Here is a 24086-nt window from a genome sequence, read left to right as displayed (position 1 = left end):
CCAGAGCTCGCCTGACTATGTTGCAGGTACCGGGCAGGATGCATCGGGCATCGCAGCTCTCATAACAATAAAAGAGACGGACCCATGCAGAACTCGACCCAAGCGGCGAATGCCTGGCGCATTCTGTTCCTGCTGTTTCTGGCCAACCTGTTCAACTTCTTCGACCGCACGATTCCGGCGATCATCATCGAGCCAATCCGCATGGAATGGCACCTGAGCGACTTCCAGCTCGGCATCATCGGCACCGCTTTTACTATCGTCTACGCCATTGCCGGCCTGCCGCTTGGGCGCATGGCCGATACCGGCTCGCGCAGCAAACTCATGGGCTGGGGCCTGTTCGCGTGGAGCGGCCTGACGGCAGTCAACGGCTTGGTCGGCAGTTTCTGGACATTCTTGCTGGTGCGCATGGGCATCGGTATCGGTGAAGCCAGTTATGCGCCTGCCGCCAACTCGCTGATTGGCGATCTGTTCCCGGCGCACCGCCGTGCTCGAGCCATGGGGATTTTCATGCTGGGCCTGCCGCTTGGCCTATTGCTGGCATTCTTTACCATTGGCTGGATGGTCAAGGCCTTCGACAGCTGGCGCGCGCCGTTCTTTATCGCCGCCGTGCCGGGGATGATCCTTGCGGTGTTCATGTTCTATATCAAGGAGCCCAAGCGCGGCGCCGCCGAAACCGTACAAGTCTCCCAGGAACGCGTCGACCGCCCGATTCGCCGCGTACTGGCTGTGCCGACTTTCCTGTGGCTGGTGCTGGCTGGCCTGTGCTTCAACTTTGCCACCTACGCGTGCAACTCGTTCCTGGTGCCGATGCTGCAGCGCTATTTCCTTATGCCACTGCAGGACGCGGCGGTCGCCACTGGCGTCATTGTCGGGTTGACCGGCCTGGTGGGCTTGACCTTGGGGGGCTGGATTGCCGACAAGATCCATCAACGTGTTGCCAATGGCCGGCTGCTGTTTGCGGCGTTCAGCCTGATCATCTCCACTGTGACCACCGCCTGGGCATTGCACGCCGGGCGCATCGAGATCGGCGTGTTTGTGGCCCTGTTCAGTGTGGGCTGGTTGTTTGCGTATAACTTCTACACCTGCGTGTACACCGCGATCCAGGACGTGGTCGAGCCGCGCCTGCGGGCCACGGCGATGGCGTTGTTCTTTGCCGGGTTGTACTTGCTCGGCGGCGGGATGGGGCCGATTGTGGTGGGCGGGCTGTCCGACCACTTTGCCCATTCGGCGATGTATGCCGATGGGGCTGCGCAGATGACCGAGGCTTATAAAGCCGTGGGCTTGCACGACGCCATGTACCTAATTCCGGTGGCGCTGTTTTTGACGATGTTGTTTCTGTTCCAGGCGTCACGCAGTTTTGTGCGTGATGCCAAGCGTATGAAGGAAGGCTTGATGGCGGTTGAGGTGCCGGCTGCGGCAGCGACTGCTTGAAACCGCGGTGATTCCACCGGGGGCAAGCTTCCTCCCGCAGTTGACCGAGTTGTCATGTCGACCACTGATCAATGTGGGAGGGGGCTTGCCCCCGATGAAGCCCAAAGCCAACGCTGTTCTCCAGCGAATAAAAAAGGCCCGCATTGCGCGGGCCTTCTTGTTCAGCAGGGCAGGGCGGTAATCAACCCGCTACCAACACCCGAATGGCTTCCAGTCGCAGCGCCGCTTTGTCGAGCATGGCCAGGCCTTGCTCGCGTTGGTTGCGCAGGGCAACCAACTCACTGTCACGCACGGTCGGGTTGACCGCTTGCAACGCGGTCAGGCGTGCCAGTTCTTCGTCGGTGTCTGCCGCCAGGCGACGCTTGGCCTCGGCCACACGTTCGGCGTGGCGCGGAGTGATCTTCTCTTCACCGGCGTTGATGCGCGGGGTGAGTTGATCGCGCTGGGCTTGCACGAACTTGTTGGCGCTGGCCCGTGGCACGCTTTCCAACTGGTCGTTCAGGGTTTCGAACGAGACGCGGCCGGACAGGTCGTTGCCGTTGGTATCCAGCAAGCAGCGCAGTGCCGCCGGCGGCAGGTAGCGACCCAGTTGCAGTGCGCGTGGTGCGACGACTTCGCTGACGTAGAGCAGCTCCAGCAGCACGGTGCCCGGCTTGAGCGCCTTGTTCTTGATCAGCGCCACGGCGGTATTGCCCATGGAACCGGACAGCACCAGGTCCATGCCGCCCTGCACCATCGGGTGTTCCCAGGTGATGAACTGCATGTCTTCGCGCGACAGTGCCTGGTTACGGTCGTAGGTGATGGTTACACCTTCGTCGTCGCCCAGGGGGAAGCTGGCGTCGAGCATTTTTTCGCTGGGCTTGAGGATCAGCGCGTTTTCCGAATGGTCTTCGCTGTCGATGCCGAATGCGTCGAACAGGGTTTCCATATAGATCGGCAGGGCGAACTGGTCGTCTTGTTCAAGAATGTCTTCAACCAGCGCATCGCCTTCGCCAGCGCCGCCGGAGTTGAGCTCCAGCAGACGGTCACGACCGGTATGCAGCTCTTGCTCCAGGCGCTCGCGCTCGGCACGGGCTTCGTCGATCAGGGCTTGCCACTCGCCGTCGTCAGCGTTTTCCAGCAGCGGCAGTAGGCGCGGGCCGAACTGATGCTGCAAGGCGTTGCCGGTCGGGCAGGTGTTGAGGAACGCGTTCAGCGCTTCGTGGTACCACTGGAACAGGCGCTCTTGCGGGCTGGTTTCCAGGTACGGCACGTGCAGTTCGATCACATGCTTCTGGCCGATCCGGTCCAGACGACCGATCCGCTGTTCCAGCAGGTCGGGGTGTGACGGCAGGTCGAACAGCACCAAGTGGTGGGAGAACTGGAAGTTGCGGCCTTCACTGCCGATTTCCGAGCAGATCAGCACCTGTGCGCCAAACTCTTCGTCGGCAAAGTAGGCGGCGGCGCGGTCACGTTCGAGGATGTTCATGCCCTCGTGGAACACCGTGGCCGGGATGCCGGAGCGCACGCGCAGGGCGTCTTCCAGGTCCATGGCGGTTTCGGCGTGGGCGCAGATCACCAGCACTTTGGTGCGCTTGAGCATTTTGAGCTGGTCGATCAGCCACTCGACGCGCGGGTCGAAGCGCCACCAGCGGTTTTCTTCATCGATGTCCGGTTGCGACTGGAAGCTGACTTCCGGGTACAGCTCGGCGTGTTCGCCCAGCGGCAACTCCAGGTATTCGTCCGGGTTCGGCATTGGGTAGGCGTGCAGCTTGCGCTCCGGGAAACCCTGCACGGCGGCACGAGTGTTACGGAACAGCACGCGGCCGGTGCCGTGGCGGTCGAGCAGCTCACGCACCAGGCGCGCGCTGGCTTCTGCGTCGCCATCGTTGACGGCGGTGAGCAGCGCTTCGCCTTCGTTGCCGAGGAAGCCTTGGATGGTCTTGTGTGCGGTCGGTGACAGGCGGCCCTTATCGAGCAGCTCCTGCACGGCTTCGGCCACCGGGCGATAGTTCTCGCTCTCGGCGCGGAAGGCGTGCAGGTCGTGGAATCGGTTCGGGTCCAACAGGCGCAGGCGAGCGAAGTGGCTGTCCTGGCCCAGTTGCTCCGGGGTAGCGGTGAGCAGCAGGACGCCGGGGATCACTTCGGCGAGTTGCTCCACCAGCGTGTATTCCGGGCTGGCTTTTTCTTCATGCCAGACCAGGTGGTGGGCTTCGTCGACTACCAGCAAGTCCCAGCCGGCGGCGAACAGCGCGTCCTGGGCCTTCTCGTCGTCCACCAGCCATTCCAGTGCAACCAGGGCCAACTGAGTGTCTTCGAACGGGTTGGCGGCATCGCTTTCGATGAAGCGTTCTTCGTCGAACAGCGCAACTTGCAGGTTGAAGCGGCGGCGCATTTCCACCAGCCACTGGTGCTGCAGGTTTTCCGGGACCAGGATCAGCACACGGTTGGCGCGGCCCGACAGCAATTGGCGATGGATCACCAGGCCGGCTTCGATGGTCTTGCCCAGGCCTACTTCGTCCGCCAGCAATACCCGCGGCGCGATACGGTCAGCGACTTCACGGGCGATATGCAGTTGGTGAGCAATGGGTTGCGCACGCACGCCACCCAGGCCCCACAGCGAGGACTGCAATTGGCGGCTGGTGTGTTCCAGGGTGTGGTAGCGCAGCGAGAACCACGCCAACGGGTCGATTTGGCCGGCGAACAGACGGTCGCTGGCCAGTCGGAACTGGATGAAGTTGGAGAGTTGGGTTTCCGGTAGGGTGACCTGCTCGTTCTGCCCATTGAGGCCGTGGTAAACCAACAGACCGTCGACGTCGTCGACTTCCTGAACGGTCATTTTCCAGCCTTCGAAATGGGTGATGGAGTCACCCGGCGAGAACCTCACGCGGGTGAGGGGCGCATTCCGTAGCGCATACTGGCGAGTGTCGCCAGTGGCCGGATAGAGCACGGTCAACAAGCGGCCGTCCTGTGCCAGAACGGTGCCTAACCCCAGCTCTGCTTCGCTGTCACTAATCCAGCGTTGCCCCGGTTGATACTGCTGCGCCATGCTGCCTGACTCCCGCCGTGAAAAAGCCGACTATCTTAACGGAACAAGGCCCTCAGCCAAAGGACTCTGACGAAAACTACTCCGTTTGAGTGCAGGGGCGAGCGCTGAATCGACGGGTGGCGGGCACTTGCGAGTGTCGACTGGGTCACAGGTTGGCGAGTCCGTGCTCAAGTCGTCGCCCGGCCCGCCGACAGCCTGCTGACAGGAGAACAACTATCATGCTGCCACCCATGCTGCCCGTCAGCGTTGTACCGGTTACGTCGCAACTCGACCCGGTCCGCCAGAAACCGGATATTCCGCCCGTGGTCCCTGTGCAAGCGGGCTCCAACGAAAGCACGATCGACCTGAAAAAGGGCGATGCCGAGCAGTCGACCTTCTTGCTGCGCGAGGAACAACGCCGCCAGCAGGAACAACAGAAACGTCGGCGCGAAGCCGATGAAAACCCGGATCAGCACCTGGCGATTCCGGGCGACCTGCTCAATGCCGACAACACCGTACCGGTCGTGCCGTTGATCGAAGACGCGCCGCGCCAGGGCTTGTGGGTTGACGTCGAAGTTTAAGCGCTCAGTTGCCGCAGGGCTGCCATCAGCGACTTGATGTCGTGATCGTTGTTCAGGGGGCTGACGGAGATTCTTGCAACGCTTGCCAGGCCACGCGCCTGCATATCCAGCGGGGTGTAGCCCACGCCGTTGGCGCCGATATTGATGCGCTTCAATCCCAATTGCCGTTTGAGTTCGAAGGCGTCCCAGCCGGCGAGGTTGAAAGCGATCAGTCCTGATTGAAGCGTGCCCAGTTCATGCAGGGAAATCCCCGGAATCTCACGTAGAGCTTCGCGAATTTGTGTGCTGGTCTGTGCGACGCGTTCCCATACGCGCTCAATCCCCAGGTGATTCATCTCGTGCAGCGCATTTCCCAAACCCGCTAACAGCGCGAAGGACACTTCGCTGGTTTCAAAGCGCCTGGCGTCGTCGCGCAGGTCGAAACCGGTTGCGGCCAAGGGGGCAGAAAGCACGTCACGCTGGGCCGGGTCCAGGTGCTGGAGAAAGTCCGGCCGTACATACAGCAGCGCCGTGCCTCGCGGCCCGCGCAGGTGTTTGCGACCGGCCGACTTGAGTACGTCACACTGCAACGCTTGTACATCCACCGGCACTTGGCCGACGGCTTGGCCGGCGTCGACAAAGTAGGGGATGCCATGACGCTTGGCCACTGCGCCGATGGCCTGGGCGGGGTTGATCAGGCCGCCGTTGGCCGGGAGCCAGGTGAGGTCGATCAGCTTTACATGGGCATCGATCATTGACTCCAGCGCCACGGGGCAAACCGCGCCGGTTGCATCGCAGGGGATGACTTCCACCCGTGCACCCGCCTGCACGGCCAGCTGCATGCTCGCCAGATTGCCGCCCCATTCGTGGCGCCCCACCAGAATGCGATCACCGGGTTGCCACGCGCCCAAGGCTTGGAACGCCATGCTCCAGGCAGTTGAGCCGCTGCTGGCAAACGCTATGGACGCGGCGGGCGCATTGAGCAGTTGCGCGGCGGCGTGGCGGGCTTTTTCCATCAGCATGGCGCCATGCTCACCGGCCTCCATTGGACCGTCGCGGGCTTCGCGCTGTAGTTGGTCGATGATGGCGTCCAGTGTCGCCTGGCTTGGCAGGGACGCGCCGGCATGGTTGAAGTGCACGAGGCCCGATTGGCAGCCGGGAGTGGCCTCCCTTAATCGTTGAATATCCAGCGGGCTCACGGCTGCAACTCGAAAATTGCGTCAACCTCCACCGCCACGCCGGCCGGCAGGCTGGCAACACCCACCGCTGTTCGCACATGCCGGCCCTGTTCGCCGAGTGCATTCACCAGCAGGTTCGACGCACCGTTCGCCACCGCGCCCTGGTGCTGGAAGTCAGCGCTGCTGGCGATAAAAACCCCCAGGCGCAGGGTGCGTACCAAGCGCGACAGGTCATCGCCCAAGGCATCGCTCAATTGCGCGAGCAAGCTCAGTGCAGCCAGTTCTGCCGCCTGGGTGCCGTCTTCCTCGCTGAGGGATTCCCCCAGTCTGCCGAGGTAAGCAGGCTTGCCGTCGAGCAGGGGGATCTGCCCGGAAATAAACAGCTGGTTCTGGCTGATGACATGGTTGATGTAGTTGGCAATCGGCTGGCTGGGGGCTGGCAGCGTCAAGCCAAGGGCGTGCACGCGTTGGCGGATGGAGTTGCTCATGCTGAATCCTCTGATTTCAAGAGGTTTGAGCATGTTGGTCCGGGGGAGGCTGCGACAAACGGATAGATCTCACGCGACGTATCGAAATAACTCACGCGTCAGCGCAGACCTCCTTTAACCATCGGCTGAAACACTCGGCCGCTTCACCGGTGGAACCTTGGGGGGCGATCAGCCAATAGCCGATGTCACTGTGGTAGGGCGGCCAATCGAAGGCTTCAACCAGGCTGCCGTCCTGAAGCCGGCGTTGGATCAGGCGGTGACGGCCCATGGCAATGCCCTGGCCGGCGACGGCGGCTTCGACCACGATGTTGTAGTCATGCAGCATGACGCGCGGGTGGTCTTCGAGGTCGACTTGATAATGCTGGGACCAATCCGTCCATTCGAACGGCCGGTGCGAGGTTGCCATCAGCAAGGGGCCGTTGTGCAGTTGACTGGCCTTGAATGCCGGGCTGCACACCGGTGAAATCACTTCAGCCATCAGCCGCGTGGCCCGCACGTCCGGCCAATCGCCTTTGCCGTAACGGATGGCCAGGTCGACTTCGGCAGCGGCGACGTTGGCCAGTTGAATCGCTGGCAACAGCTCCACCTGGATGTGCGGATAGCGGTTGAGAAACCCCGCCAGGCGCGGGGCCAGCCACAAGGTTGCGAAAGACGCCAGCAGGCCGATGCGCAACACAGTGGCGCTGGGTAGCTGCCGTTGGGCGCGGGTCGCGGCAGCGATGGCGTCAAGGGCGGGGCGGATTTCATCGTAGTAACGCTGCCCGTCGGCGGTCAGATCGATCGCGCGGGTGCGTCGGATAAACAGCGGTTTACCCAGATGCTGTTCGAGCTTTTGCACCTGATGGCTTAGGGCGCTTTGGGTAACCGATAACTCACTCGCCGCCTTGATAAAACTCAAGTGGCGGGCCACGGCTTCAAAGGCTCGTAGTGCCAGCAACGGTGGAAGATCCTTGTGCAGAGCCACCTGAGTGCGCCTCCTGGGTCGTGCGGAAAGTGCCGATTTTGGGCGACGGCCTGCCATTTGTCGCGCGCTGATTTGCCGTCGGGCGCAGCAGCCCGCATTATTGAACCCTACTCGCCACGACGTAAGACAAGCCATGAGTGATGACGACAAGCTGATCGACCTGAATGCCGAACGCGCCAAGCGCGTACATGACCTCAATGACAAACGCCTGAATGAAGTGCGCCAGGCGTTTGAACACGCGATGCCTTTAGGCAAAGGCAAGAAAAAATCAAAGAACAAACCGAAAAAGCGTTAACACGGCCTGCATCTGTTGATGCAGGTCAGTTAGTCCCCTTCTTTACGCCCCGTTGCGGGCGACATTGATCCCCGTCAATTTTTCAATCCGCCTTCTCCAGTAACTTAGCCCTATCGCAACAGGGCAAGTGCAGGAGGCCGGTCATGTTTATCGATAATGTGGTATTCGCCGGAGTGCTGACTGTAAGCCTCATGGTGTTGTTTTTTGTAGGGTTTGGATTCTTCATCTGGAAAGACGCAAACAAGCGTAAAAAACCTTAGGTCTTTCCGGGTTACATGAGCACGCAAGGCATTTTGGGCGACTTCGGTCGCCTTTTTTTTTGAGTTGTTTTTGTGTGTATATCCGTCGCTGCAGCAACGGATAGGTCCCCCGCCAAAAAAACCAAAAAAAAGGCGCAACCCCCATCAGGATAACGCCTTCTTTTCCAACCCAAATCTATCAGCTACCCAACGCCTTGGAAGCCAACCAGAACAACCCGGCCGACAGCCCAACAGTCGCAGGCAACGTCAACACCCAGGCCATCAGGATGGTCTTGACCGTGCCACCTTGCAGGCCGCTTTTGTTCGCGACCATGGTGCCGGCCACGCCCGAAGACAGCACGTGGGTCGTGGACACCGGCAGGGCGAAGATATTGGCAAAACCAATCATGGTAGCGGTGGTGATCTGTGCCGACATGCCCTGGGCATACGTCATGCCCTGTTTGCCGATCTTCTCACCGATGGTCAGTACCACACGCTTCCAACCCACCATGGTGCCCAGGCCCAAGGCCAGTGCGACGGCGAGGATCACCCAGAACGGCGCGTACTCGGTGGTGGCGGTCAGGTCTTTGCGCAGTTTGTCGAGGTCGGACTTCTCACGCGCATCCAGGCCCGGCAGCTTGCCGACTTTCTTCGCAGTGTCGTCCAGGCAGAGCAGGTAGCGACGCACTTCGATACGCTGATCCGAAGTCAGCGAATGGTAGTCGGAGACACCTTTCAACGTACTGACGAGCGCATTGATAGTAGGTTCGGTCTGCTGCGGGTTGCACTGGAACTTGCCCGGCAGATCGTCTTTCACGCTTTTGCCCAGGGCCAGGAATTCGCCGAGGGTGGCGTTATTGCGCTGGTAGAACTGGCTCAAATGCACGGTGGCGTCGCGAGTGCGTTCGATCTGATAGGTGGTACTGCCCAGATCGAGTACGAACTGCGCCGGCACGATACCGATCAGCACCAGCATGATCAGGCCGATGCCTTTCTGGCCATCGTTGGAGCCGTGCACGAAACTCACGGCCATGGCGGAGATCACCAGGACCAGGCGGTTCCAGAACGGCGGGTGCTTCTTGTCGTCGAGCTTGCGGCGCTGGTCCGGAGTCTTGTGCATCTTCGACAGCGGACGCCACCATTTCAGACCGATCAGCACCAGGGCTGCGACCAGGAAACCAGCCATTGGCGAGAACACCAGGGATGCGCCGATATCAACAGCTTTCTGCCAGTTCACACCGTCAGACAGGGGGATATCGTTGATCAGGGCATTGGCCAGGCCGACACCGAGGATCGAACCGATCAAGGTGTGGGAGCTGGAAGCAGGGATACCGAAGTACCAGGTGCCCAGGTTCCAGGTGATCGCCGCGGCTAACAACGAGAAGACCATCGCCAAACCATGGCCGGTGTTCACATTGATCAGCAACTCCACCGGCAGCAGATGCACGATGGCGTAGGCGACACCGACACCACCGAGCAATACGCCGAGGAAGTTGAACACCCCGGAGAAGAACACGGCCAGATGCGGCGGCATGGCTTTGGTATAGATGACTGTGGCCACCGCGTTAGCGGTGTCATGAAAGCCATTGATGAACTCGAAGGCGAGGACAAAGGCGAGGGCGAGCAACAGGCTCACTAGAACCCAAGCATCCAGTCCGCTGAATAAATCGATCATGAAGGTTTTCTGACCCGGTCGTAAGGGGGCGCGATTATGCCAGAAAACCTCAGTAATCGATGCATTAGCTGCTCATCGGTAACAATCTTCATTGAAACGCCTGGGGCGAAACCGGGCGATCCCAGGGTTTTCGGGGCTTTAGCAAGTCTTTGATTTATAAAGTGCAGGGCTGAAAAGACACGGTTTTGTCACCGAATCGTCATCCTTGAAACATTTGTATGAAATTTTACTGGTGGGAGTGGGACTCAGGGTGCCCGACCGATGGCTAGCTGCCGGCAGTCAGGGCCGAACCCTAGGCTCAATCCGAAGCGCTTATGGCTCTTCGGCTTTGAGTTCCTGTTCAATCTTTTGGATTTCCTGGGCAAATGCCTGGTCGAGCAGGCTGGCTCGCTTGCGCCATGGTTTGCGTTCAGGTTCAGGCTGGGCGGCGTAGGTGGTGACTTCCCCGCCGTAAACATCCTTGTAACGTTGCTCCTGGCGCTCAAGTTCCGCGCGCAGTTCATCTTTCGTCACATTGTTACCTAATTGAGTTGAGTGTAATTACGCTGCAGCGTTATGCCTGAATGTCGCCCTCGGATTGTTCAAAGTTGAGCAGTTGATGCGTTCAAGTTTGAACAACGGATACTGGAAACCGTTGGTTATGGCTGTCATTCAAAGCAGGTAGTTGCGACTGTCCATGCACTGCATGTGCCTGGCCTGGCGAGCTGTGGCCCCGAAAGTGAAACCGGGCTGACCTCCGCACAGGGTGCATTATAGCGGCGCATTTGAATAACACTATCGGCATAAAGTTGAAAAGCGTCAACTTTGTGTGAGCGTTTTGTTACACGCACACGTGAGTAGTTGCTGAGATTCTGGCGCCATAAATTCAACAAGCAACTAAAGGTTCAAGCCTTTCACCGTAACTTTACTTTGCCAAGGCGCCATCGCGAGACCGGTCGCTCAGGTACGCCCCAAATTGCGATAATCGCATGATCGTCCGATAATCGCCCAATGTTGCCGGCCCTGCCTTGTGCAGATCGGTCGGTGCGGCTTGTAATACCTGCCCAATCCCTGCGGTTGACAATAAGAGAAAGGAACCTGAGATGAACGATCAATTGCGCAACTCTTTCGCCTCAGTGGCGCCGCCGATCGTTGCCTCGCCGGCCAAGCGTATCCAGGCGTTTACCGGTGACCCGGATTTCATGACCTCCCTGGCCCGTGGCTTGGCCGTGGTGCAGGCATTCCAGGAGCGCAAACGCCACCTGACGATTGCCCAAATCAGCCATCGCACCGAAATTCCCCGCGCCGCTGTGCGTCGTTGCCTGCATACCCTGATCAAACTTGGCTACGCCACCACCGATGGGCGTACCTATTCCTTGTTGCCCAAAGTACTGACCCTCGGCCATGCCTACCTGTCGTCCACGCCATTGGCGGTGTCGGCCCAGCCATATCTGGACCGCATGAGTGAACAACTGCACGAAGCCTGCAACATGGCGACCCTCGAAGGCGACGACATCCTCTATATCGCCCGTTCGGCCACCACCCAACGCCTGATTTCCGTGGACCTGTCGGTGGGCGGGCGTTTGCCGGCCTATTGCACGTCCATGGGCCGCATCCTGCTCGCGGCGCTGGACGACGCCTCGCTGCAGGATTACCTCGACCACGCGGACCTGCAAATCAAGACCAGCCGCACCCTCACCACCCCCGAAGCTTTGTTCGAATGCCTGCAACAAGTGCGTCAGCAGGGTTGGTGCATCGTCGACCAGGAACTGGAGCAAGGCCTGCGCTCCATCGCCGTGCCGGTGTATGACGCGTCTGGCCAAGTATTGGCGGCGCTCAACGTCAGTACCCATGCCGGACGCGTCAGCCGCAGCGAGCTGGAACAGCGCTTCCTGCCGAGCATGCTCAGCGCCAGCCGTGAGCTGAGTGCGCAGTTGTTTGCCTAAGGTGTTCGGTGACCGCACAGATCCCGGCTTGATCAATTGACGCTATTTCCTCCGGCTTATTACTGTGCGGCAGCGCTCTTAAGGGCGCCCCAATAATAATGACGACCCCAGGTCGTTGGCCCGCCCTCGGTGTGGAATAAAAATAATGAATCAGCCTTCTGTCGGTACCACGCTGGACGTGCAGTCCTTCATCAACACCCAGCCACTGTCACGCTATCAGTGGCGCGTGGTTATCCTGTGTTTCCTGATTGTCTTCCTTGATGGCCTCGACACCGCCGCCATGGGCTTTATTGCGCCTGCGCTGTCCCAGGACTGGGGCATCGACCGCGCCAGCCTTGGTCCGGTGATGAGCGCCGCGTTGATCGGCATGGTGTTCGGCGCGTTAGGTTCGGGCCCGCTGGCCGACCGTTTCGGTCGTAAAGTCGTGCTGGTCGGCGCGGTTTTGGTGTTTGGCGCGTTCAGCCTGGCTTCGGCCTACAGCAGCAATGTCGACCAATTGCTCGTGCTGCGTTTCCTCACAGGGCTGGGCCTTGGTGCAGGCATGCCTAATGCCACCACGCTGCTGTCCGAGTACACCCCCGAGCGCCACAAGTCGCTGCTGGTGACCAGCATGTTCTGTGGTTTCAACCTGGGCATGGCCGGTGGCGGGTTTATCTCGGCCAAACTGATCCCTGCGTTCGGCTGGCACGCGTTATTGATGATCGGCGGCATCCTGCCGCTGGTCCTGGTGGTGGTGCTGCTGCTCTGGCTGCCGGAGTCGGCGCGTTACTTGGTGGTGCGCAACCGCGGCACCGATAAGGTGCGCAAAACCTTGTCACCCATCGAGCCCAACATCGTCGCCCAGGCCACCGCCTTCAGCGTGCCCGAACAAAAAACCGTCAAGGCCCGCAACGTATTCGCGGTGATCTTCTCCGGCACTTATAGCGCCGGGACCTTGCTGCTGTGGCTCACCTACTTCATGGGCCTGGTGATCGTGTACTTGCTCACCAGTTGGTTGCCGACGCTGATGCGTGACAGTGGCGCGAGCATGGAGCAGGCCGCGTTTATTGGCGCGTTGTTCCAGTTCGGTGGGGTGTTAAGCGCCGTCGGCGTGGGCTGGGCGATGGACAGGTTCAATCCCCACAAAGTCATCGGCATCTTTTACCTGCTGGCCGGGGTGTTTGCCTACGCGGTAGGTCAGAGCCTGGGCAATATCACCGTGCTGGCGACGTTGGTGCTGATCGCCGGAATGTGCGTCAACGGCGCGCAATCGGCGATGCCGTCCCTGGCGGCGCGCTTTTATCCGACCCAAGGCCGCGCCACCGGCGTGTCGTGGATGCTCGGCATCGGCCGCTTCGGCGCGATCCTCGGCGCCTGGATGGGCGCCACCTTGCTGGGCCTGGGCTGGAACTTTGAGCAGGTGCTCACCGCCCTGGTGATCCCGGCCGCTGTGGCCACGACGGCGGTGGTGATCAAGGGCATGGTCAGCCATGCGGATGCCACCTGAGCTTGGCAGGTTTCTAAGCTGTGAGAGGGCAAGCCCCCTCTCACACCAGAAGATTAGCTAGACAACAATATGTTCGATAATCGAACGCTGAGTCGATTATCGGATTGTTTGGCCCATTTCCCCGGCTTAATCTTCAAGCACTTCGGCGCCACCTCAGCGCCTTTTTCGATCAACACCGGGAGCCCAACCCCATGGCTGAAATTCTCACCCTGCGTGATGCGGTCAAGCGTTTCGTGAACGACGGCGATACCGTCGCTCTCGAAGGCTTCACCCACCTGATCCCTACCGCCGCAGGCCATGAAATCATTCGTCAGGGCAAGAAAGACCTGACGCTGGTGCGTATGACGCCTGACCTGATCTACGACCAGTTGATCGGTGCCGGCTGCGCACGCAAGCTGATTTTCTCCTGGGGCGGCAACCCGGGCGTGGGCTCCCTGCATCGCCTGCGTGACGCGGTCGAGAAGCAATGGCCGCAACCGTTGGAAATCGAAGAACACAGCCACGCCGACCTGGCCAATGCCTACGTCGCCGGCGCCTCTGGCCTGCCGTTCGCGGTACTGCGTGCCTACGCCGGTTCCGACCTGCCCAAAGTCAACCCATTGATCAAAAGCGTGACATGCCCGTTCACCGGCGAAGTGCTGGCGGCGGTGCCGTCGGTGCGTCCGGACATCACGGTGATCCACGCGCAAAAGGCCGACCGCAAGGGCAATGTGCTGCTCTGGGGGATTCTCGGTGTGCAGAAAGAAGCGGCGTTGGCGGCCAAGCGTTGCATCGTCACCGTTGAAGAAATTGTCGACGACCTGAATGCACCGATGAACAGCTGCGTGTTGCCCACCTGGGCCCTGACTGCTGTGTGCCACGTACCCGGCGGCGCGCATCCGTCCTACGCCCACGGTTACAACGAGCGCGACAACCGCTTCTACCAGGCGTGGGATCCGATTGCCCGCGACCGTGGGACGTTTACCGCCTGGATCGACGAATACATCCACGGCACTGCCGATTTCAGTGAATACCAGGCCAAGTTGGCCACCGCGCAGGAGGCCAAGTAATGGCTTACTCGACCAATGAAATGATGACCGTCGCCGCCGCGCGCCGCCTCAAGAACGGCTCGGTGTGCTTTGTCGGCATCGGCCTGCCATCCAAAGCGGCCAACCTGGCGCGCCTGACCTCATCGCCCGATGTGGTGTTGATCTACGAGTCCGGCCCGATTGGCGCCAAGCCCTCAGTACTGCCGCTGTCCATTGGTGATGGCGAACTGGCGGAAACCGCTGACACCGTGGTGCCAACCGGTGAGATTTTTCGCTACTGGCTGCAAGGCGGACGTATCGACGTGGGCTTTCTCGGTGCAGCCCAAGTCGACCGTTTCGGCAACATCAACACCACTGTGGTCGGTGACTATCACCAGCCCAAAGTACGCCTGCCGGGTGCCGGTGGCGCGCCGGAAATCGCCGGCTCCGCCAAAAGCGTGCTGATTATCCTCAAGCAGTCGTCCCGTTCGTTTGTGGACAAGCTGGACTTCATTACCTCAGTCGGCCACGGCGAGGGCGGCGATTCACGTAAACGCCTGGGCCTGCCGGGTGCCGGTCCTGTCGGAATCATTACCGACCTGTGCATCATGGAGCCGGAAGAGGGCACCCATGAATTCGTGGTCACCGCGCTGCACCCTGGCGTGACCCGCGAGCAAGTGGTGGCCGCTACCGGTTGGGCGATTCGCTTTGCCGACCAAGTCAGCACCACCGCCGAGCCGACCGAGGTCGAGTTGACCGCCCTGCGTGACCTCGAAGCCCGCACCGCTGCCGCCCACGGCCAAGCACCGGGAGAAGCCTGATGCGCGACGTATTTATCTGTGACGCCATTCGCACCCCCATCGGCCGCTTTGGCGGTGGCCTGTCCACCGTACGCGCCGATGACCTGGCGGCATTGCCGATCAAGGCGCTGATGGAGCGCAATCCGTCGGTGGACTGGAGCGCGGTGGATGAGGTGTTCCTCGGCTGCGCCAACCAGGCCGGTGAAGACAACCGCAACGTCGCCCGCATGGCGCTGTTGCTGGCGGGTCTGCCGGAAAGCATTCCGGGCGTGACCCTTAACCGTTTGTGCGCCTCGGGCATGGACGCCATTGGCACCGCCTTTCGCGCCATCGCCAGCGGCGAAATGGAGCTGACGATTGCAGGGGGCGTTGAGTCGATGTCCCGTGCGCCGTTCGTGATGGGCAAGGCTGACGCGGCGTTTTCGCGCAACATGAAGCTGGAAGACACCACCATCGGCTGGCGCTTTATCAACCCCTTGATGAAAGCCCAGTACGGCGTGGACGCGATGCCGCAGACCGCCGATAACGTCGCCGATGACTACCAGGTTTCACGTGCTGATCAGGACGCCTTCGCCCTGCGCAGCCAGCAACGCACGGCGGCCGCTCAGGCTGCGGGCTTTTTTGCCGAAGAAATCGTGCCGGTAAGGGTTGCCCATAAAAAAGGCGAAACCGTGGTCGAGCACGATGAGCATCCACGAGACACCACCCTGGAAGCCCTGACCAAACTCAAGCCGGTCAACGGCCCTGACAAGACCGTCACCGCCGGTAATGCTTCAGGTGTGAACGATGGTGCGGCGGCGCTGATTCTGGCGTCCGCCGAAGCGGTCAAGAAACACGGCCTGACGGCGCGTGCCCGCGTGTTGGGCATGGCCAGCGCCGGTGTCGCCCCGCGTGTGATGGGCATCGGTCCGGTGCCAGCGGTGCGCAAACTGGTGGAACGCCTGGGGTTGGCGGTCACCGACTTTGACGTGATCGAACTCAACGAAGCTTTCGCCAGCCAAGGCCTGGCGGTACTGCGCGAATTGGGTATTGCCGACGACGCGCCCCAGGTCAATCCGAACGGCGGCGCCATCGCCCTCGGTCATCCGTTGGGCATGAGCGGTGCGCGGTTGGTACTGACAGCCCTGCATCAGTTGGAAAAAACCGGTGGCCGTAAAGGCCTGGCGACCATGTGTGTCGGCGTCGGCCAAGGGTTGGCCCTGGCGATTGAACGCATCTAATAAGAGAGGATTGCTCCATGAGTGACAAGCCCGGTTACCGGCGCCCGCAAGCGGGCACCCAACCTGATTACCTGCACTCGGCCTACCAGTCGACGAACTTGCGTTCGCCGTCACAGCCGTTGGTGTTCCTGCCCCATTCCTTGTCGGAAATCACCGGCCCGACCATCGGCGCCGAGCGGATCAACGAGAAAGACAACGACCTCACCGCCCAGCATGAAGGCGAGCCCCAGGGCGAACGCATCATCATCCATGGGCGTGTACTGGACGAAAACGGTTTGCCGGTGCCAGGCATTCTGGTGGAGATCTGGCAGGCCAACGCCGCCGGCCGCTACAACCACAAGCGTGACCTGCACGACGCGCCGCTGGACCCGAACTTCACCGGCACCGGCCGTACCGTCACCGACGCGGATGGCTGGTATCAGTTCCAGACCATCAAGCCCGGCGCTTACCCATGGGGCAATCACCACAACGCGTGGCGCCCGGCGCATATCCACTTTTCGCTGTTCGGCCCCAGCGTGCTGACGCGCTTGGTCACGCAGATGTATTTCCCTGGCGACCCGCTGCTGGAATACGACCCGATATACAACTGTGTGCCGGACACTTCGGCCAAGCAGCGCCTGATCGCCAGTTTCGACCTGGAAAAAACCATTCCTTCCTATGCCCTCGGCTACCGCTGGGACATCGTCCTGCGCGGCCGCGACGCCACGCCGATGGAGAAATGAGATGAGCCTTTACGCAACCACGTCCCACACCGTCGGGCCGTACTACCACATTGGCCTGACCTGGCTGAACCGCGAAGACCTGACCGTCGCCGCCACCCTTGGTGAGCGCGTGGCGATCAGCGGGCAAGTGGTGGATGGCAACGGTGATGTGGTCAACGACGCCATGCTCGAAGTCTGGCAGGCCAACGCCGCCGGCAAATACGACCACCCGGAAGATGACCAGGACAAGGCCGTCGATCCCAACTTCGAGGGTTTCGGTCGGGTGCCGGTGGACGCCGAAGGACGTTTTCGCTTTACCACCATCAAGCCGGGCAGCGTGCCGGGCCTGAAAGGCACGACCCAGGCGCCGCACTTAGTGGTGCTGGTGTTTGCCCGTGGCTTGGTGAAGCACTTGCTCACGCGGATTTATTTTGACGGTGAGGCGTTGAATGGGGATGACGCGTTGCTGGCATGCGTGCCTGCCGAACGTCGTGGCACCTTGATTGCCAAGCAGGATGCTGACGGTGTGTATCAGTGGAATGTGATTTTGCAGGGGACAGATAAGGAGACGGTGTTCTTCGACTACTGAGTCCCTTGTCAGGGACCCATCGGGGGCGAGCCCCTTCCCACATTTGATAGGCGGCGCGCTCAAAATGTGGGAGGGGGCTTGCCCCCGATGAGGCCGGTTCAGGAGATCCCTATCCAAATGTCTGCTTGCGGAACATGGTTGTTGCAAAGTATGTCTAGGCTATAACCGTTCCCACTGAGTGAAAAAATCATGACAACAGCCACCAGTCACTACACCGGAGAAGAGCGCAGCAAACGGATCTTTGCGATTGTCGGTGCCTCCTCCGGCAACCTGGTCGAATGGTTCGACTTCTACGTCTACGCCTTCTGCGCTATCTACTTCGCCCCCGCATTTTTCCCGTCGGACGATCCCACGGTGCAACTGCTCAACACCGCCGGTGTATTCGCCGCCGGGTTCCTGATGCGCCCCATCGGCGGCTGGCTGTTCGGCCGGGTCGCTGACAAGCACGGGCGCAAAAATTCGATGATGATTTCGGTGCTGATGATGTGCGCCGGTTCGTTGGTCATCGCCTTCCTGCCTACTTACAAAGACATCGGCGCCTGGGCCCCGGCATTGCTGCTGGTGGCGCGGTTGTTCCAGGGCTTGTCGGTGGGTGGCGAGTACGGCACCACCGCGACCTACATGAGTGAAGTCGCACTCAAAGGCCAGCGCGGCTTCTTTGCCTCGTTCCAGTACGTCACCCTGATCGGCGGGCAACTGCTGGCGGTGTTGGTGGTGGTGATCCTGCAACAGATCCTCACTGAAGAAGAACTGCGCGCCTGGGGCTGGCGGATTCCGTTCGTGATCGGTGCGATTGCGGCGGTGATCTCCCTGTTGCTGCGGCGCACCCTCAAGGAAACCACCAGCAAGGAAACCCGCCAGGACAAGGACGCCGGCAGCGTCGCCGCGCTGTTTCGCAATCACAAAGCGGCCTTCATCACCGTGCTCGGCTACACCGCGGGCGGCTCGCTGATTTTCTACACCTTCACCACCTACATGCAGAAGTACCTAGTGAACACCGCCGGGATGCACGCCAAGACCGCCAGCTACATCATGACCGGCGCGCTGTTTGTGTACATGTGCATGCAGCCGCTGTTCGGCATGCTCTCGGACAAGATCGGCCGACGTAACTCGATGCTCTGGTTCGGCGCCCTCGGTACCCTCTGCACGGTGCCGATCCTGCTGACCCTGAAAACCGTGACAAGCCCGTTCCTGGCCTTTGTACTGATTTCCCTGGCGTTGGCTATCGTGAGTTTCTACACCTCGATCAGCGGCCTGGTGAAAGCGGAAATGTTCCCGCCGCACGTACGAGCCCTGGGTGTGGGCCTGGCTTACGCAGTGGCTAACGCGATCTTCGGTGGCTCGGCGGAATACGTGGCCTTGGGACTCAAATCCATGGGCATGGAAAACACTTTTTATTGGTACGTCACCGGCATGATGGCCGTGGCCTTCCTGTTCAGCTTGCGTCTGCCGAAACAGGCGGAGTACTTGCACCACGATTTGTAAGGGACGCGTTATGACACTGCGCACGAGCAACCAACTGTTCGACGCCTACTTCACCGCTGACAGCATGGCCGAGGTGTTCTGCGACGAGGGGCGCTTGCAGGGCATGCTGGATTTCGAAGCCGGCCTGGCCCGGGCGCAAGCTCAGGTCGGGTTGATCCCGCCGTCGGCCGTCGCACCAATTGCCCAGGCGTGCCTGGCGTCACTGTATGACATGGACGCCCTCGGTGTGGCGATTGCCTCGGCCGGGAACTCGGCGATTCCATTGGTGAAGGCCTTGGGCAAGTTGATAGCCAGTGAAGATGCCGGTGCCGAGCGCTACGTGCATCTGGGGGCGACGAGCCAGGACGTGATGGACACCGGCCTAGTGCTGCAACTGCGGCGTGCACTGCTGTTGATCGAAACCGACCTGGCCCGCTTGGGCGATGTGCTTGCCGCCCAAGCCCAGCGTTACGCGGTGACGCCGTTGGCCGGGCGCACTTGGTTGCAGCACGCCACGCCGGTCACGCTGGGGATGAAAATCGCCGGTTGGCTGGGCGCCGTGACGCGTAGCCGCCAGCGCTTGGCGGAGTTGAAACCGCGCTTGCTGGTGCTGCAATTTGGTGGCGCCTCCGGAACCCTCGCGGCGTTGGGTGAACAGGCGATGCCCGTGGCCGAGGCCTTGGCGGCCCAGTTACAACTGAGCCTGCCCGAACAGCCCTGGCACACTCAGCGAGATCGTCTGGTGGAGTTCGCCAGCGTGCTGGGTTTGATCGCGGGCAGTCTCGGCAAGCTGGGCCGGGACATCAGCCTGTTGATGCAGACTGAAGCGGCGGAAGTGTTCGAACCGTCGGCGCCTGGCAAGGGCGGCTCGTCCACCATGCCCCATAAACGCAACCCGGTAGGCGCTGCGGTGCTGATCAGTGCGGCTACGCGCGTGCCTGGGTTGGTCTCGACGATGTTCAGCGCCATGCCCCAGGAGCACGAGCGCAGCCTGGGACTGTGGCATGCGGAATGGGAAACCTTGCCGGAGATTTGCCGGTTGGTGTCCGGTGCCTTGCAACAGGCGCTACTGGTGAGCGAAGGGTTGGAAGTCGACCCCGAGCGCATGAAGCAGAACCTCGACCTGACCCAAGGCCTGGTACTGGCCGAAGCCGTCAGCATTGTGCTTGCCCAACGCCTTGGCCGCGAAACCGCGCACCATCTGCTGGAGCAGTGCTGCAAGCGTGCGGTCGCCGAGGGGCGCCATCTGCGCGCGGTATTGGCGGACGAACCGCAGATCACCGCTGAGTTATCTGCGGCCGAACTGGATCGACTGCTCGACCCTGCCCACTATCTGGGCCAGGCCCATACCTGGGTCACGCGTGCTGTCACCGAACATTTTGAACTGACTGCCTGAGGAGGCCCCCATGCCATTTGTACAACTCGCCGAGGGCGACCTGCATTACCAACTGGATGGGCCGGTGGACGCGCCGGTACTGGTGCTGTCCAACTCATTGGGCACCGACCTGCATATGTGGGACATCCAGATCCAGGCCTTCACCGAGCATTTTCGCGTGTTGCGTTTCGATACCCGTGGCCACGGCAAATCCCTGGTTACCGAAGGGCCCTACAGCATCGAGCAACTCGGCCGTGATGTGCTGGCGCTGTTGGACGCACTGGATATTCAACGTGCGCATTTTTGCGGGCTGTCCATGGGTGGCTTGATCGGCCAATGGCTCGGCATCCACGCCGGTGGCCGCCTGAACCGCCTTGTGCTGTGCAACACCGCCGCCAAGATCGGCACGCTGGAGATCTGGAACCCGCGCATCGAGATGGTGTTGCGCGATGGCGCGGCGGCGATGGTCGCTTTGCGCGATGCCTCCATTGCACGCTGGTTTACCGCCGACTTTGCAGCGGCGAACCCCCATCAGGCCCAGCAGATCACTGACATGCTCGCGTCCACGTCACCCCAAGGTTACGCGGCCAGCTGCGGCGCCGTGCGTGATGCGGATTTCCGTGAGCAACTGCGCTCGATCAAAGTGCCGACGCTGGTGATTGCGGGCACCGAAGATGCCGTCACACCGCCGGCCGGTAGCCACTTTATCCAGAATCATGTGCAGGGGGCCGAGTACGCTGAGTTCTACGCGGCGCACCTGTCCAACGTTCAGGCCGGCGCTGCATTCAGCGACCGCGTGATTGAATTTTTGCTGGCCCGTTGAGGAGCTGTTTGTGGAAGAGAAACAACGTTATGCCGAGGGCCTGCAAGTACGCCGCGAAGTGCTGGGCGATGCCCATGTCGACCGCAGCCTCAATGCCCTGACCGAGTTCAACAGCGAGTTTCAGGAAATGATCACCCGCCACGCCTGGGGTGATATCTGGACCCGTCCTGGCCTGCCTCGGCACACTCGTAGCCTGATCACGATTGCGATGCTGATCGGCATGAACCGCGCCGAAGAGCTCAAGTTGCATCTGCGCGCGGCTGCCAGCAATGGCGTGACCCGTGCCGAGATCAAGGAAGTGCTGATGCAGAGCGCGATCTACTGCGGTATCCCGGCGGCGAATGCCACCTTTCACCTGGCAGAGTCAGTGTGGGATGAATTAGGTGTTGAGTCCCGGCAACCAGAGTAGATTTGAAACGCGGTCGAAATGTGGGAGGGGGCTTGCTCCCGATAGCGGTGGTGCAGTCTCAATAACTCTGACTGATCCACCGGCATCGGGAGCAAGCCCCCTCCCACATTTTTGCTCTTCACACGGCTTAAGGTCAGTGGGAGTCGGCGTCCCACACCCAATTCCACACGCCCGGTAAATGCACTTCCTCACTGACAGCCTTCACGGTGCGTGACAGCGCTGCCCGTTCGAGTGCGCCACGGTCGGTGTAGAACGGCTCGGCGGCGGTCTTCATGCCGGTGACCTGGGCACTGTCCAGCAGGATCTGCAGGTATTCCTGCATATGCCGCGCGGTGTAGCGGTTGATGTCGTGGAAGGTCACCACCACCGGTATCACGCCGTCCACTGTCGGCAACTCCCCCAGCGCGATGCGTTCGCGCACGACCGACAGTTGTCGATACAGGTTGGCGCGGCGGCGTGGGCTGCCGTTGAAACCCCAGATCTTGCCGTCATTGGCGCTCAAGTCGGTCAGCAGAACGTGCATGCCATGGCGCTGGTAGGCGGCGAAGGTGCGGCGGTCGTAGTTCCAGAACGGCGGACGGACCAATACCGGTGGTGCGCCGGTGATCGAGGCGATATCGGCAGAACCCTGGGCCAGGGTGCTATCCAGTTCGGCGTTGTTCAGCCAGCGGTGGTTGGTATGGAACGCGGTGGCCGTGTGAAACGCCAGAATATGACCGCCCGCGTACTCACGCTCCATGGTCTTGCGACCCCGTGAACTGCCGCCGGAACGGGCCGCTTCGGTCTGTAAAAAAAACACGGCCTTGATTCCCGGCAACACCGGGTTGTGCGCCAGGTCGGCCACCACCGAACGGCTCGGGTTGTTGTAACCCGAGGCGCTGGGGCCGTCATCGAAGGTCAGCAGAAAACGGATCGGCGCCTGTGCTTGCAGGCGCTGTTCGGTCTGGGGCGTCAGGGCGATAGGCGCGCCGATGCAGCCACTGAGGCTCACGGCCAGGGCCAGCACGGCGGATGCGATGGCGAAGGATTTCATGGTGTGCGCGGGCTCGAAAAAGAGGCCGCTGCTGGGCGGATCAGCAGCGGCAGGCGCGCACGATACAGTAAGTGCCGCGCCGGATTACAGCAGACTTATCGGGTAACTGACGATCAACCGGTTTTCGTCAAACTCGTTGTTGCTGTAGTCGCGGCGCATGCTCGAATTGCGCCAGCGCATCGTCAGGTTTTTCAGGCTGCCACTTTGCACGGTGTAGCCCAATTCACTTTCGCGACCCCATTCCTTACCGTCAGTGATGGTGCCTGTGTGTACGTTGCTGCCGCTGATATAGCGGTTCATCAGCGTCAGCCCCGGCACACCGACGGCGGCGAAGTTGTAGTCGTGGCGCAGTTGCCAGGATTTTTCCTGAGCGTTGTCGTAGCTGGAGTTGTAGCTATCGTTGGCCAAGGTGCCGCCGCTGGTGCCGTTGACGCGCATCCAGGCGTTGTTGCCGGTAAGTTTTTGCAGGCCGACATAGAACGTGTTGCCGCCGTACTTGGCGGAGAACAGGCCGGACCAGGTCTTGTTGTCCAAGTCGCCTGCGCGGGCGCTGCCGTCATCCTTGCCGTAGAAGAACCCAAGGTTGGCGCCCAGGGTCCAGTCACCGAGTGGCTGGCTGTGGGTCAGGTTGACGTATTGTTGGCTATAGATGTCCTTGAGCTGGGCATTCCAGAGGCCGACCTGGGTGCGTTTGTCGTTGAACGCGTATTCGCCGCCCTGGAAGTTGAAGCGGTCCGAAGTGAAAGCGGTTTTGCCGACCATCGACATGTCCGACATGCTGCTGTCGTCTCGCGGGCTGTTGGCGCGGAACTGGCCGCCGTACAGTGTCAGGCCGTCGATTTCCTTGGACGTTATCTGCCCGCCGCGCAGGGTTTGCGGCAGGGAACGGCCGTCATCCGAACGCAGGATCGGCAGCACAGGCATCCATTCGCCGACCTTTACTTCTGTCTTCGAAATACGCGCTTTGAACGCAACGCCGAGACGCCCGAATTCATCCGCCGGCCGGCCGTCATGATCCAGCGGCAGCAACTGCGTGCCGCCAGTACCGCGCCCGCCATCAAGCTTCAACGAGTACAGCCCCAGCACATCCACACCGAACCCCACCGTGCCTTGGGTGAAGCCGGACTTGGCGTCGAGGATGAAACTCTGCGTCCACTCCTGCGCGCCACCCTGGGTTTTGGTTGGGTTGGTGAAATTGCGGTTGATAAAGAAATTACGCAGGTTGAGGTTGGCGCTGGCGTCTTCCAGGAAACCGTGTTCTTCGGCGACGACGGGAAGGGCAAGGCTGGCGACAGCGGTGGCCAGCAAAAGCTGGCGAGGACGGAGCGTGCTCATGGCGTTGGACCTGTTGTTATTGGGGTTGTGCAGGTGGCGGCCATGGTGCGGGGCGGTGCGGGAGGGGTTCAATCGGTGGAGG

At 61.0% G+C, this 24086-nt stretch carries 23 protein-coding genes; 15 read left to right on the top strand and 8 right to left on the bottom strand.

From position 1 onward, the window contains the following. The first annotated feature begins 84 nt into the window (after positions 1 to 84). On the top strand, positions 85 to 1431 hold the full coding sequence (locus G9Q84_RS00110) for a spinster family MFS transporter (protein WP_032891565.1): 1347 nt from the start codon (positions 85 to 87) through the stop codon (positions 1429 to 1431). A 181-nt stretch (positions 1432 to 1612) separates the two neighbouring features. Here G9Q84_RS00110 and rapA read toward each other — a convergent pair whose 3' ends face one another. Beyond that, positions 1613 to 4459 carry an RNA polymerase-associated protein RapA gene (gene rapA, locus G9Q84_RS00105; protein WP_032891564.1) on the bottom strand — a complete coding sequence of 949 codons (2847 nt, stop codon included), beginning with the start codon at positions 4457 to 4459 and terminating at the stop codon, positions 1613 to 1615. A 218-nt stretch (positions 4460 to 4677) separates the two neighbouring features. On the opposite strand from rapA, the gene G9Q84_RS00100 reads away from it, so the two are divergent. After that, the gene (locus G9Q84_RS00100; protein WP_032891563.1) at positions 4678 to 5019 is read left to right on the top strand and encodes a hypothetical protein; all 342 of its coding nucleotides are present in this window, start codon (positions 4678 to 4680) and stop codon (positions 5017 to 5019) included. Here G9Q84_RS00100 and G9Q84_RS00095 read toward each other — a convergent pair. The 3 genes from G9Q84_RS00095 to G9Q84_RS00085 form a co-directional block, all read right to left on the bottom strand. Further along, complete coding sequence (locus G9Q84_RS00095; RefSeq protein WP_181642714.1) at positions 5016 to 6197, bottom strand: aminotransferase class V-fold PLP-dependent enzyme; 1182 nt, start codon at positions 6195 to 6197, stop codon at positions 5016 to 5018. The genes G9Q84_RS00100 and G9Q84_RS00095 overlap by 4 nt on opposite strands. After that, entirely contained in the window at positions 6194 to 6664 is a 471-nt protein-coding gene (locus G9Q84_RS00090) for a RidA family protein (protein WP_099601298.1), read from the bottom strand. The genes G9Q84_RS00095 and G9Q84_RS00090 overlap by 4 nt, the downstream gene beginning before the upstream one ends. Before the next feature lie 91 nt (positions 6665 to 6755). Beyond that, complete coding sequence (locus tag G9Q84_RS00085; protein WP_181642713.1) at positions 6756 to 7628, bottom strand: LysR substrate-binding domain-containing protein; 873 nt, start codon at positions 7626 to 7628, stop codon at positions 6756 to 6758. A 133-nt stretch (positions 7629 to 7761) separates the two neighbouring features. On the opposite strand from G9Q84_RS00085, the gene G9Q84_RS00080 reads away from it, so the two are divergent. Together G9Q84_RS00080 and ccoM are read left to right on the top strand one after the other, a co-directional pair. Further along, entirely contained in the window at positions 7762 to 7923 is a 162-nt protein-coding gene (locus G9Q84_RS00080; RefSeq protein WP_095184037.1) for a hypothetical protein, read from the top strand. A 143-nt stretch (positions 7924 to 8066) separates the two neighbouring features. Continuing rightward, a complete protein-coding gene (gene ccoM, locus G9Q84_RS29585) occupies positions 8067 to 8183 on the top strand; it encodes a cytochrome c oxidase subunit CcoM (protein ID WP_017530457.1) in 117 nt (38 codons plus the stop codon). A 178-nt stretch (positions 8184 to 8361) separates the two neighbouring features. Here ccoM and G9Q84_RS00075 read toward each other — a convergent pair whose 3' ends face one another. Next, on the bottom strand, positions 8362 to 9837 hold the full coding sequence (locus G9Q84_RS00075; protein ID WP_032891556.1) for an inorganic phosphate transporter: 1476 nt from the start codon (positions 9835 to 9837) through the stop codon (positions 8362 to 8364). A 312-nt stretch (positions 9838 to 10149) separates the two neighbouring features. Then, positions 10150 to 10350 (bottom strand): hypothetical protein, encoded by a 201-nt coding sequence (locus G9Q84_RS00070; protein ID WP_003172389.1) that lies wholly within the window; start codon positions 10348 to 10350, stop codon positions 10150 to 10152. Between the two features lie 569 nt (positions 10351 to 10919). Here G9Q84_RS00070 and pcaR point away from each other — a divergent pair. The 11 genes from pcaR to pcaC all read left to right on the top strand — a co-directional run bounded on the left by pcaR (position 10920) and on the right by pcaC (position 21636). Continuing rightward, entirely contained in the window at positions 10920 to 11762 is an 843-nt protein-coding gene (gene pcaR, locus G9Q84_RS00065) for a pca regulon transcriptional regulator PcaR (protein WP_032891554.1), read from the top strand. 145 nt (positions 11763 to 11907) lie between these two features. Beyond that, positions 11908 to 13248: a 4-hydroxybenzoate transporter PcaK gene (gene pcaK, locus G9Q84_RS00060; protein WP_099601301.1), complete on the top strand. Its 1341-nt coding sequence runs from the start codon at positions 11908 to 11910 to the stop codon at positions 13246 to 13248. A 191-nt stretch (positions 13249 to 13439) separates the two neighbouring features. Continuing rightward, positions 13440 to 14297, top strand: a complete 858-nt coding sequence (locus G9Q84_RS00055) for a CoA transferase subunit A (RefSeq protein WP_032891550.1) — start codon at positions 13440 to 13442, stop codon at positions 14295 to 14297. After that, the gene (locus G9Q84_RS00050; protein WP_032891547.1) at positions 14297 to 15076 is read left to right on the top strand and encodes a CoA-transferase subunit beta; all 780 of its coding nucleotides are present in this window, start codon (positions 14297 to 14299) and stop codon (positions 15074 to 15076) included. The genes G9Q84_RS00055 and G9Q84_RS00050 overlap by 1 nt, the downstream gene beginning before the upstream one ends. Then, positions 15073 to 16275, top strand: a complete 1203-nt coding sequence (gene pcaF, locus G9Q84_RS00045; protein ID WP_177326468.1) for a 3-oxoadipyl-CoA thiolase — start codon at positions 15073 to 15075, stop codon at positions 16273 to 16275. The genes G9Q84_RS00050 and pcaF overlap by 4 nt, the downstream gene beginning before the upstream one ends. A gap of 17 nt (positions 16276 to 16292) precedes the next feature. After that, on the top strand, positions 16293 to 16997 hold the full coding sequence (pcaH, locus tag G9Q84_RS00040; protein ID WP_181642712.1) for a protocatechuate 3,4-dioxygenase subunit beta: 705 nt from the start codon (positions 16293 to 16295) through the stop codon (positions 16995 to 16997). A 1-nt stretch (position 16998) separates the two neighbouring features. Next, the gene (gene pcaG / locus G9Q84_RS00035) at positions 16999 to 17565 is read left to right on the top strand and encodes a protocatechuate 3,4-dioxygenase subunit alpha (protein WP_095184039.1); all 567 of its coding nucleotides are present in this window, start codon (positions 16999 to 17001) and stop codon (positions 17563 to 17565) included. Between the two features lie 189 nt (positions 17566 to 17754). Beyond that, the gene (locus tag G9Q84_RS00030) at positions 17755 to 19050 is read left to right on the top strand and encodes an MFS family transporter (protein WP_032891544.1); all 1296 of its coding nucleotides are present in this window, start codon (positions 17755 to 17757) and stop codon (positions 19048 to 19050) included. 10 nt (positions 19051 to 19060) lie between these two features. Continuing rightward, positions 19061 to 20425, top strand: coding sequence for a 3-carboxy-cis,cis-muconate cycloisomerase (locus tag G9Q84_RS00025; RefSeq protein ID WP_122680237.1), 1365 nt, complete (start codon positions 19061 to 19063; stop codon positions 20423 to 20425). A gap of 10 nt (positions 20426 to 20435) precedes the next feature. Continuing rightward, the gene (pcaD, locus tag G9Q84_RS00020) at positions 20436 to 21227 is read left to right on the top strand and encodes a 3-oxoadipate enol-lactonase (protein WP_122764891.1); all 792 of its coding nucleotides are present in this window, start codon (positions 20436 to 20438) and stop codon (positions 21225 to 21227) included. 10 nt (positions 21228 to 21237) lie between these two features. Beyond that, positions 21238 to 21636: a 4-carboxymuconolactone decarboxylase gene (gene pcaC, locus G9Q84_RS00015; RefSeq protein WP_032891541.1), complete on the top strand. Its 399-nt coding sequence runs from the start codon at positions 21238 to 21240 to the stop codon at positions 21634 to 21636. Between the two features lie 133 nt (positions 21637 to 21769). Here pcaC and G9Q84_RS00010 read toward each other — a convergent pair whose 3' ends face one another. Both G9Q84_RS00010 and G9Q84_RS00005 read right to left on the bottom strand, forming a co-directional pair. Then, complete coding sequence (locus G9Q84_RS00010) at positions 21770 to 22669, bottom strand: polysaccharide deacetylase family protein (protein WP_095184041.1); 900 nt, start codon at positions 22667 to 22669, stop codon at positions 21770 to 21772. A gap of 84 nt (positions 22670 to 22753) precedes the next feature. Next, positions 22754 to 24004, bottom strand: a complete 1251-nt coding sequence (locus G9Q84_RS00005; RefSeq protein WP_099601307.1) for an OprD family porin — start codon at positions 24002 to 24004, stop codon at positions 22754 to 22756. Between the last annotated feature and the right edge of the window lie 82 nt (positions 24005 to 24086).

Source organism: Pseudomonas sivasensis (assembly GCF_013778505.1).
GTDB classification, from domain to species: Bacteria; Pseudomonadota; Gammaproteobacteria; order Pseudomonadales; family Pseudomonadaceae; genus Aquipseudomonas; species Aquipseudomonas sivasensis.
This window is presented reverse-complemented; position numbering and strand designations above follow the sequence as displayed.

What these genes read in the sequence shown, in the direction of transcription:
- G9Q84_RS00110 (WP_032891565.1), top strand. Translation starts at nt 85, where the DNA reads ATGCAGAACTCGACCCAAGCGGCGAATGCCTGGCGCATTCTGTTCCTG.
- rapA (WP_032891564.1), bottom strand. Translation starts at nt 4,459, where the DNA reads ATGGCGCAGCAGTATCAACCGGGGCAACGCTGGATTAGTGACAGCGAA.
- G9Q84_RS00100 (WP_032891563.1), top strand. Translation starts at nt 4,678, where the DNA reads ATGCTGCCACCCATGCTGCCCGTCAGCGTTGTACCGGTTACGTCGCAA.
- G9Q84_RS00090 (WP_099601298.1), bottom strand. Translation starts at nt 6,664, where the DNA reads ATGAGCAACTCCATCCGCCAACGCGTGCACGCCCTTGGCTTGACGCTG.
- G9Q84_RS00080 (WP_095184037.1), top strand. Translation starts at nt 7,762, where the DNA reads ATGAGTGATGACGACAAGCTGATCGACCTGAATGCCGAACGCGCCAAG.
- ccoM (WP_017530457.1), top strand. Translation starts at nt 8,067, where the DNA reads ATGTTTATCGATAATGTGGTATTCGCCGGAGTGCTGACTGTAAGCCTC.
- G9Q84_RS00075 (WP_032891556.1), bottom strand. Translation starts at nt 9,837, where the DNA reads ATGATCGATTTATTCAGCGGACTGGATGCTTGGGTTCTAGTGAGCCTG.
- pcaR (WP_032891554.1), top strand. Translation starts at nt 10,920, where the DNA reads ATGAACGATCAATTGCGCAACTCTTTCGCCTCAGTGGCGCCGCCGATC.
- pcaK (WP_099601301.1), top strand. Translation starts at nt 11,908, where the DNA reads ATGAATCAGCCTTCTGTCGGTACCACGCTGGACGTGCAGTCCTTCATC.
- G9Q84_RS00055 (WP_032891550.1), top strand. Translation starts at nt 13,440, where the DNA reads ATGGCTGAAATTCTCACCCTGCGTGATGCGGTCAAGCGTTTCGTGAAC.
- G9Q84_RS00050 (WP_032891547.1), top strand. Translation starts at nt 14,297, where the DNA reads ATGGCTTACTCGACCAATGAAATGATGACCGTCGCCGCCGCGCGCCGC.
- pcaH (WP_181642712.1), top strand. Translation starts at nt 16,293, where the DNA reads ATGAGTGACAAGCCCGGTTACCGGCGCCCGCAAGCGGGCACCCAACCT.
- pcaG (WP_095184039.1), top strand. Translation starts at nt 16,999, where the DNA reads ATGAGCCTTTACGCAACCACGTCCCACACCGTCGGGCCGTACTACCAC.
- G9Q84_RS00030 (WP_032891544.1), top strand. Translation starts at nt 17,755, where the DNA reads ATGACAACAGCCACCAGTCACTACACCGGAGAAGAGCGCAGCAAACGG.
- G9Q84_RS00025 (WP_122680237.1), top strand. Translation starts at nt 19,061, where the DNA reads ATGACACTGCGCACGAGCAACCAACTGTTCGACGCCTACTTCACCGCT.
- pcaD (WP_122764891.1), top strand. Translation starts at nt 20,436, where the DNA reads ATGCCATTTGTACAACTCGCCGAGGGCGACCTGCATTACCAACTGGAT.
- G9Q84_RS00010 (WP_095184041.1), bottom strand. Translation starts at nt 22,669, where the DNA reads ATGAAATCCTTCGCCATCGCATCCGCCGTGCTGGCCCTGGCCGTGAGC.
- G9Q84_RS00005 (WP_099601307.1), bottom strand. Translation starts at nt 24,004, where the DNA reads ATGAGCACGCTCCGTCCTCGCCAGCTTTTGCTGGCCACCGCTGTCGCC.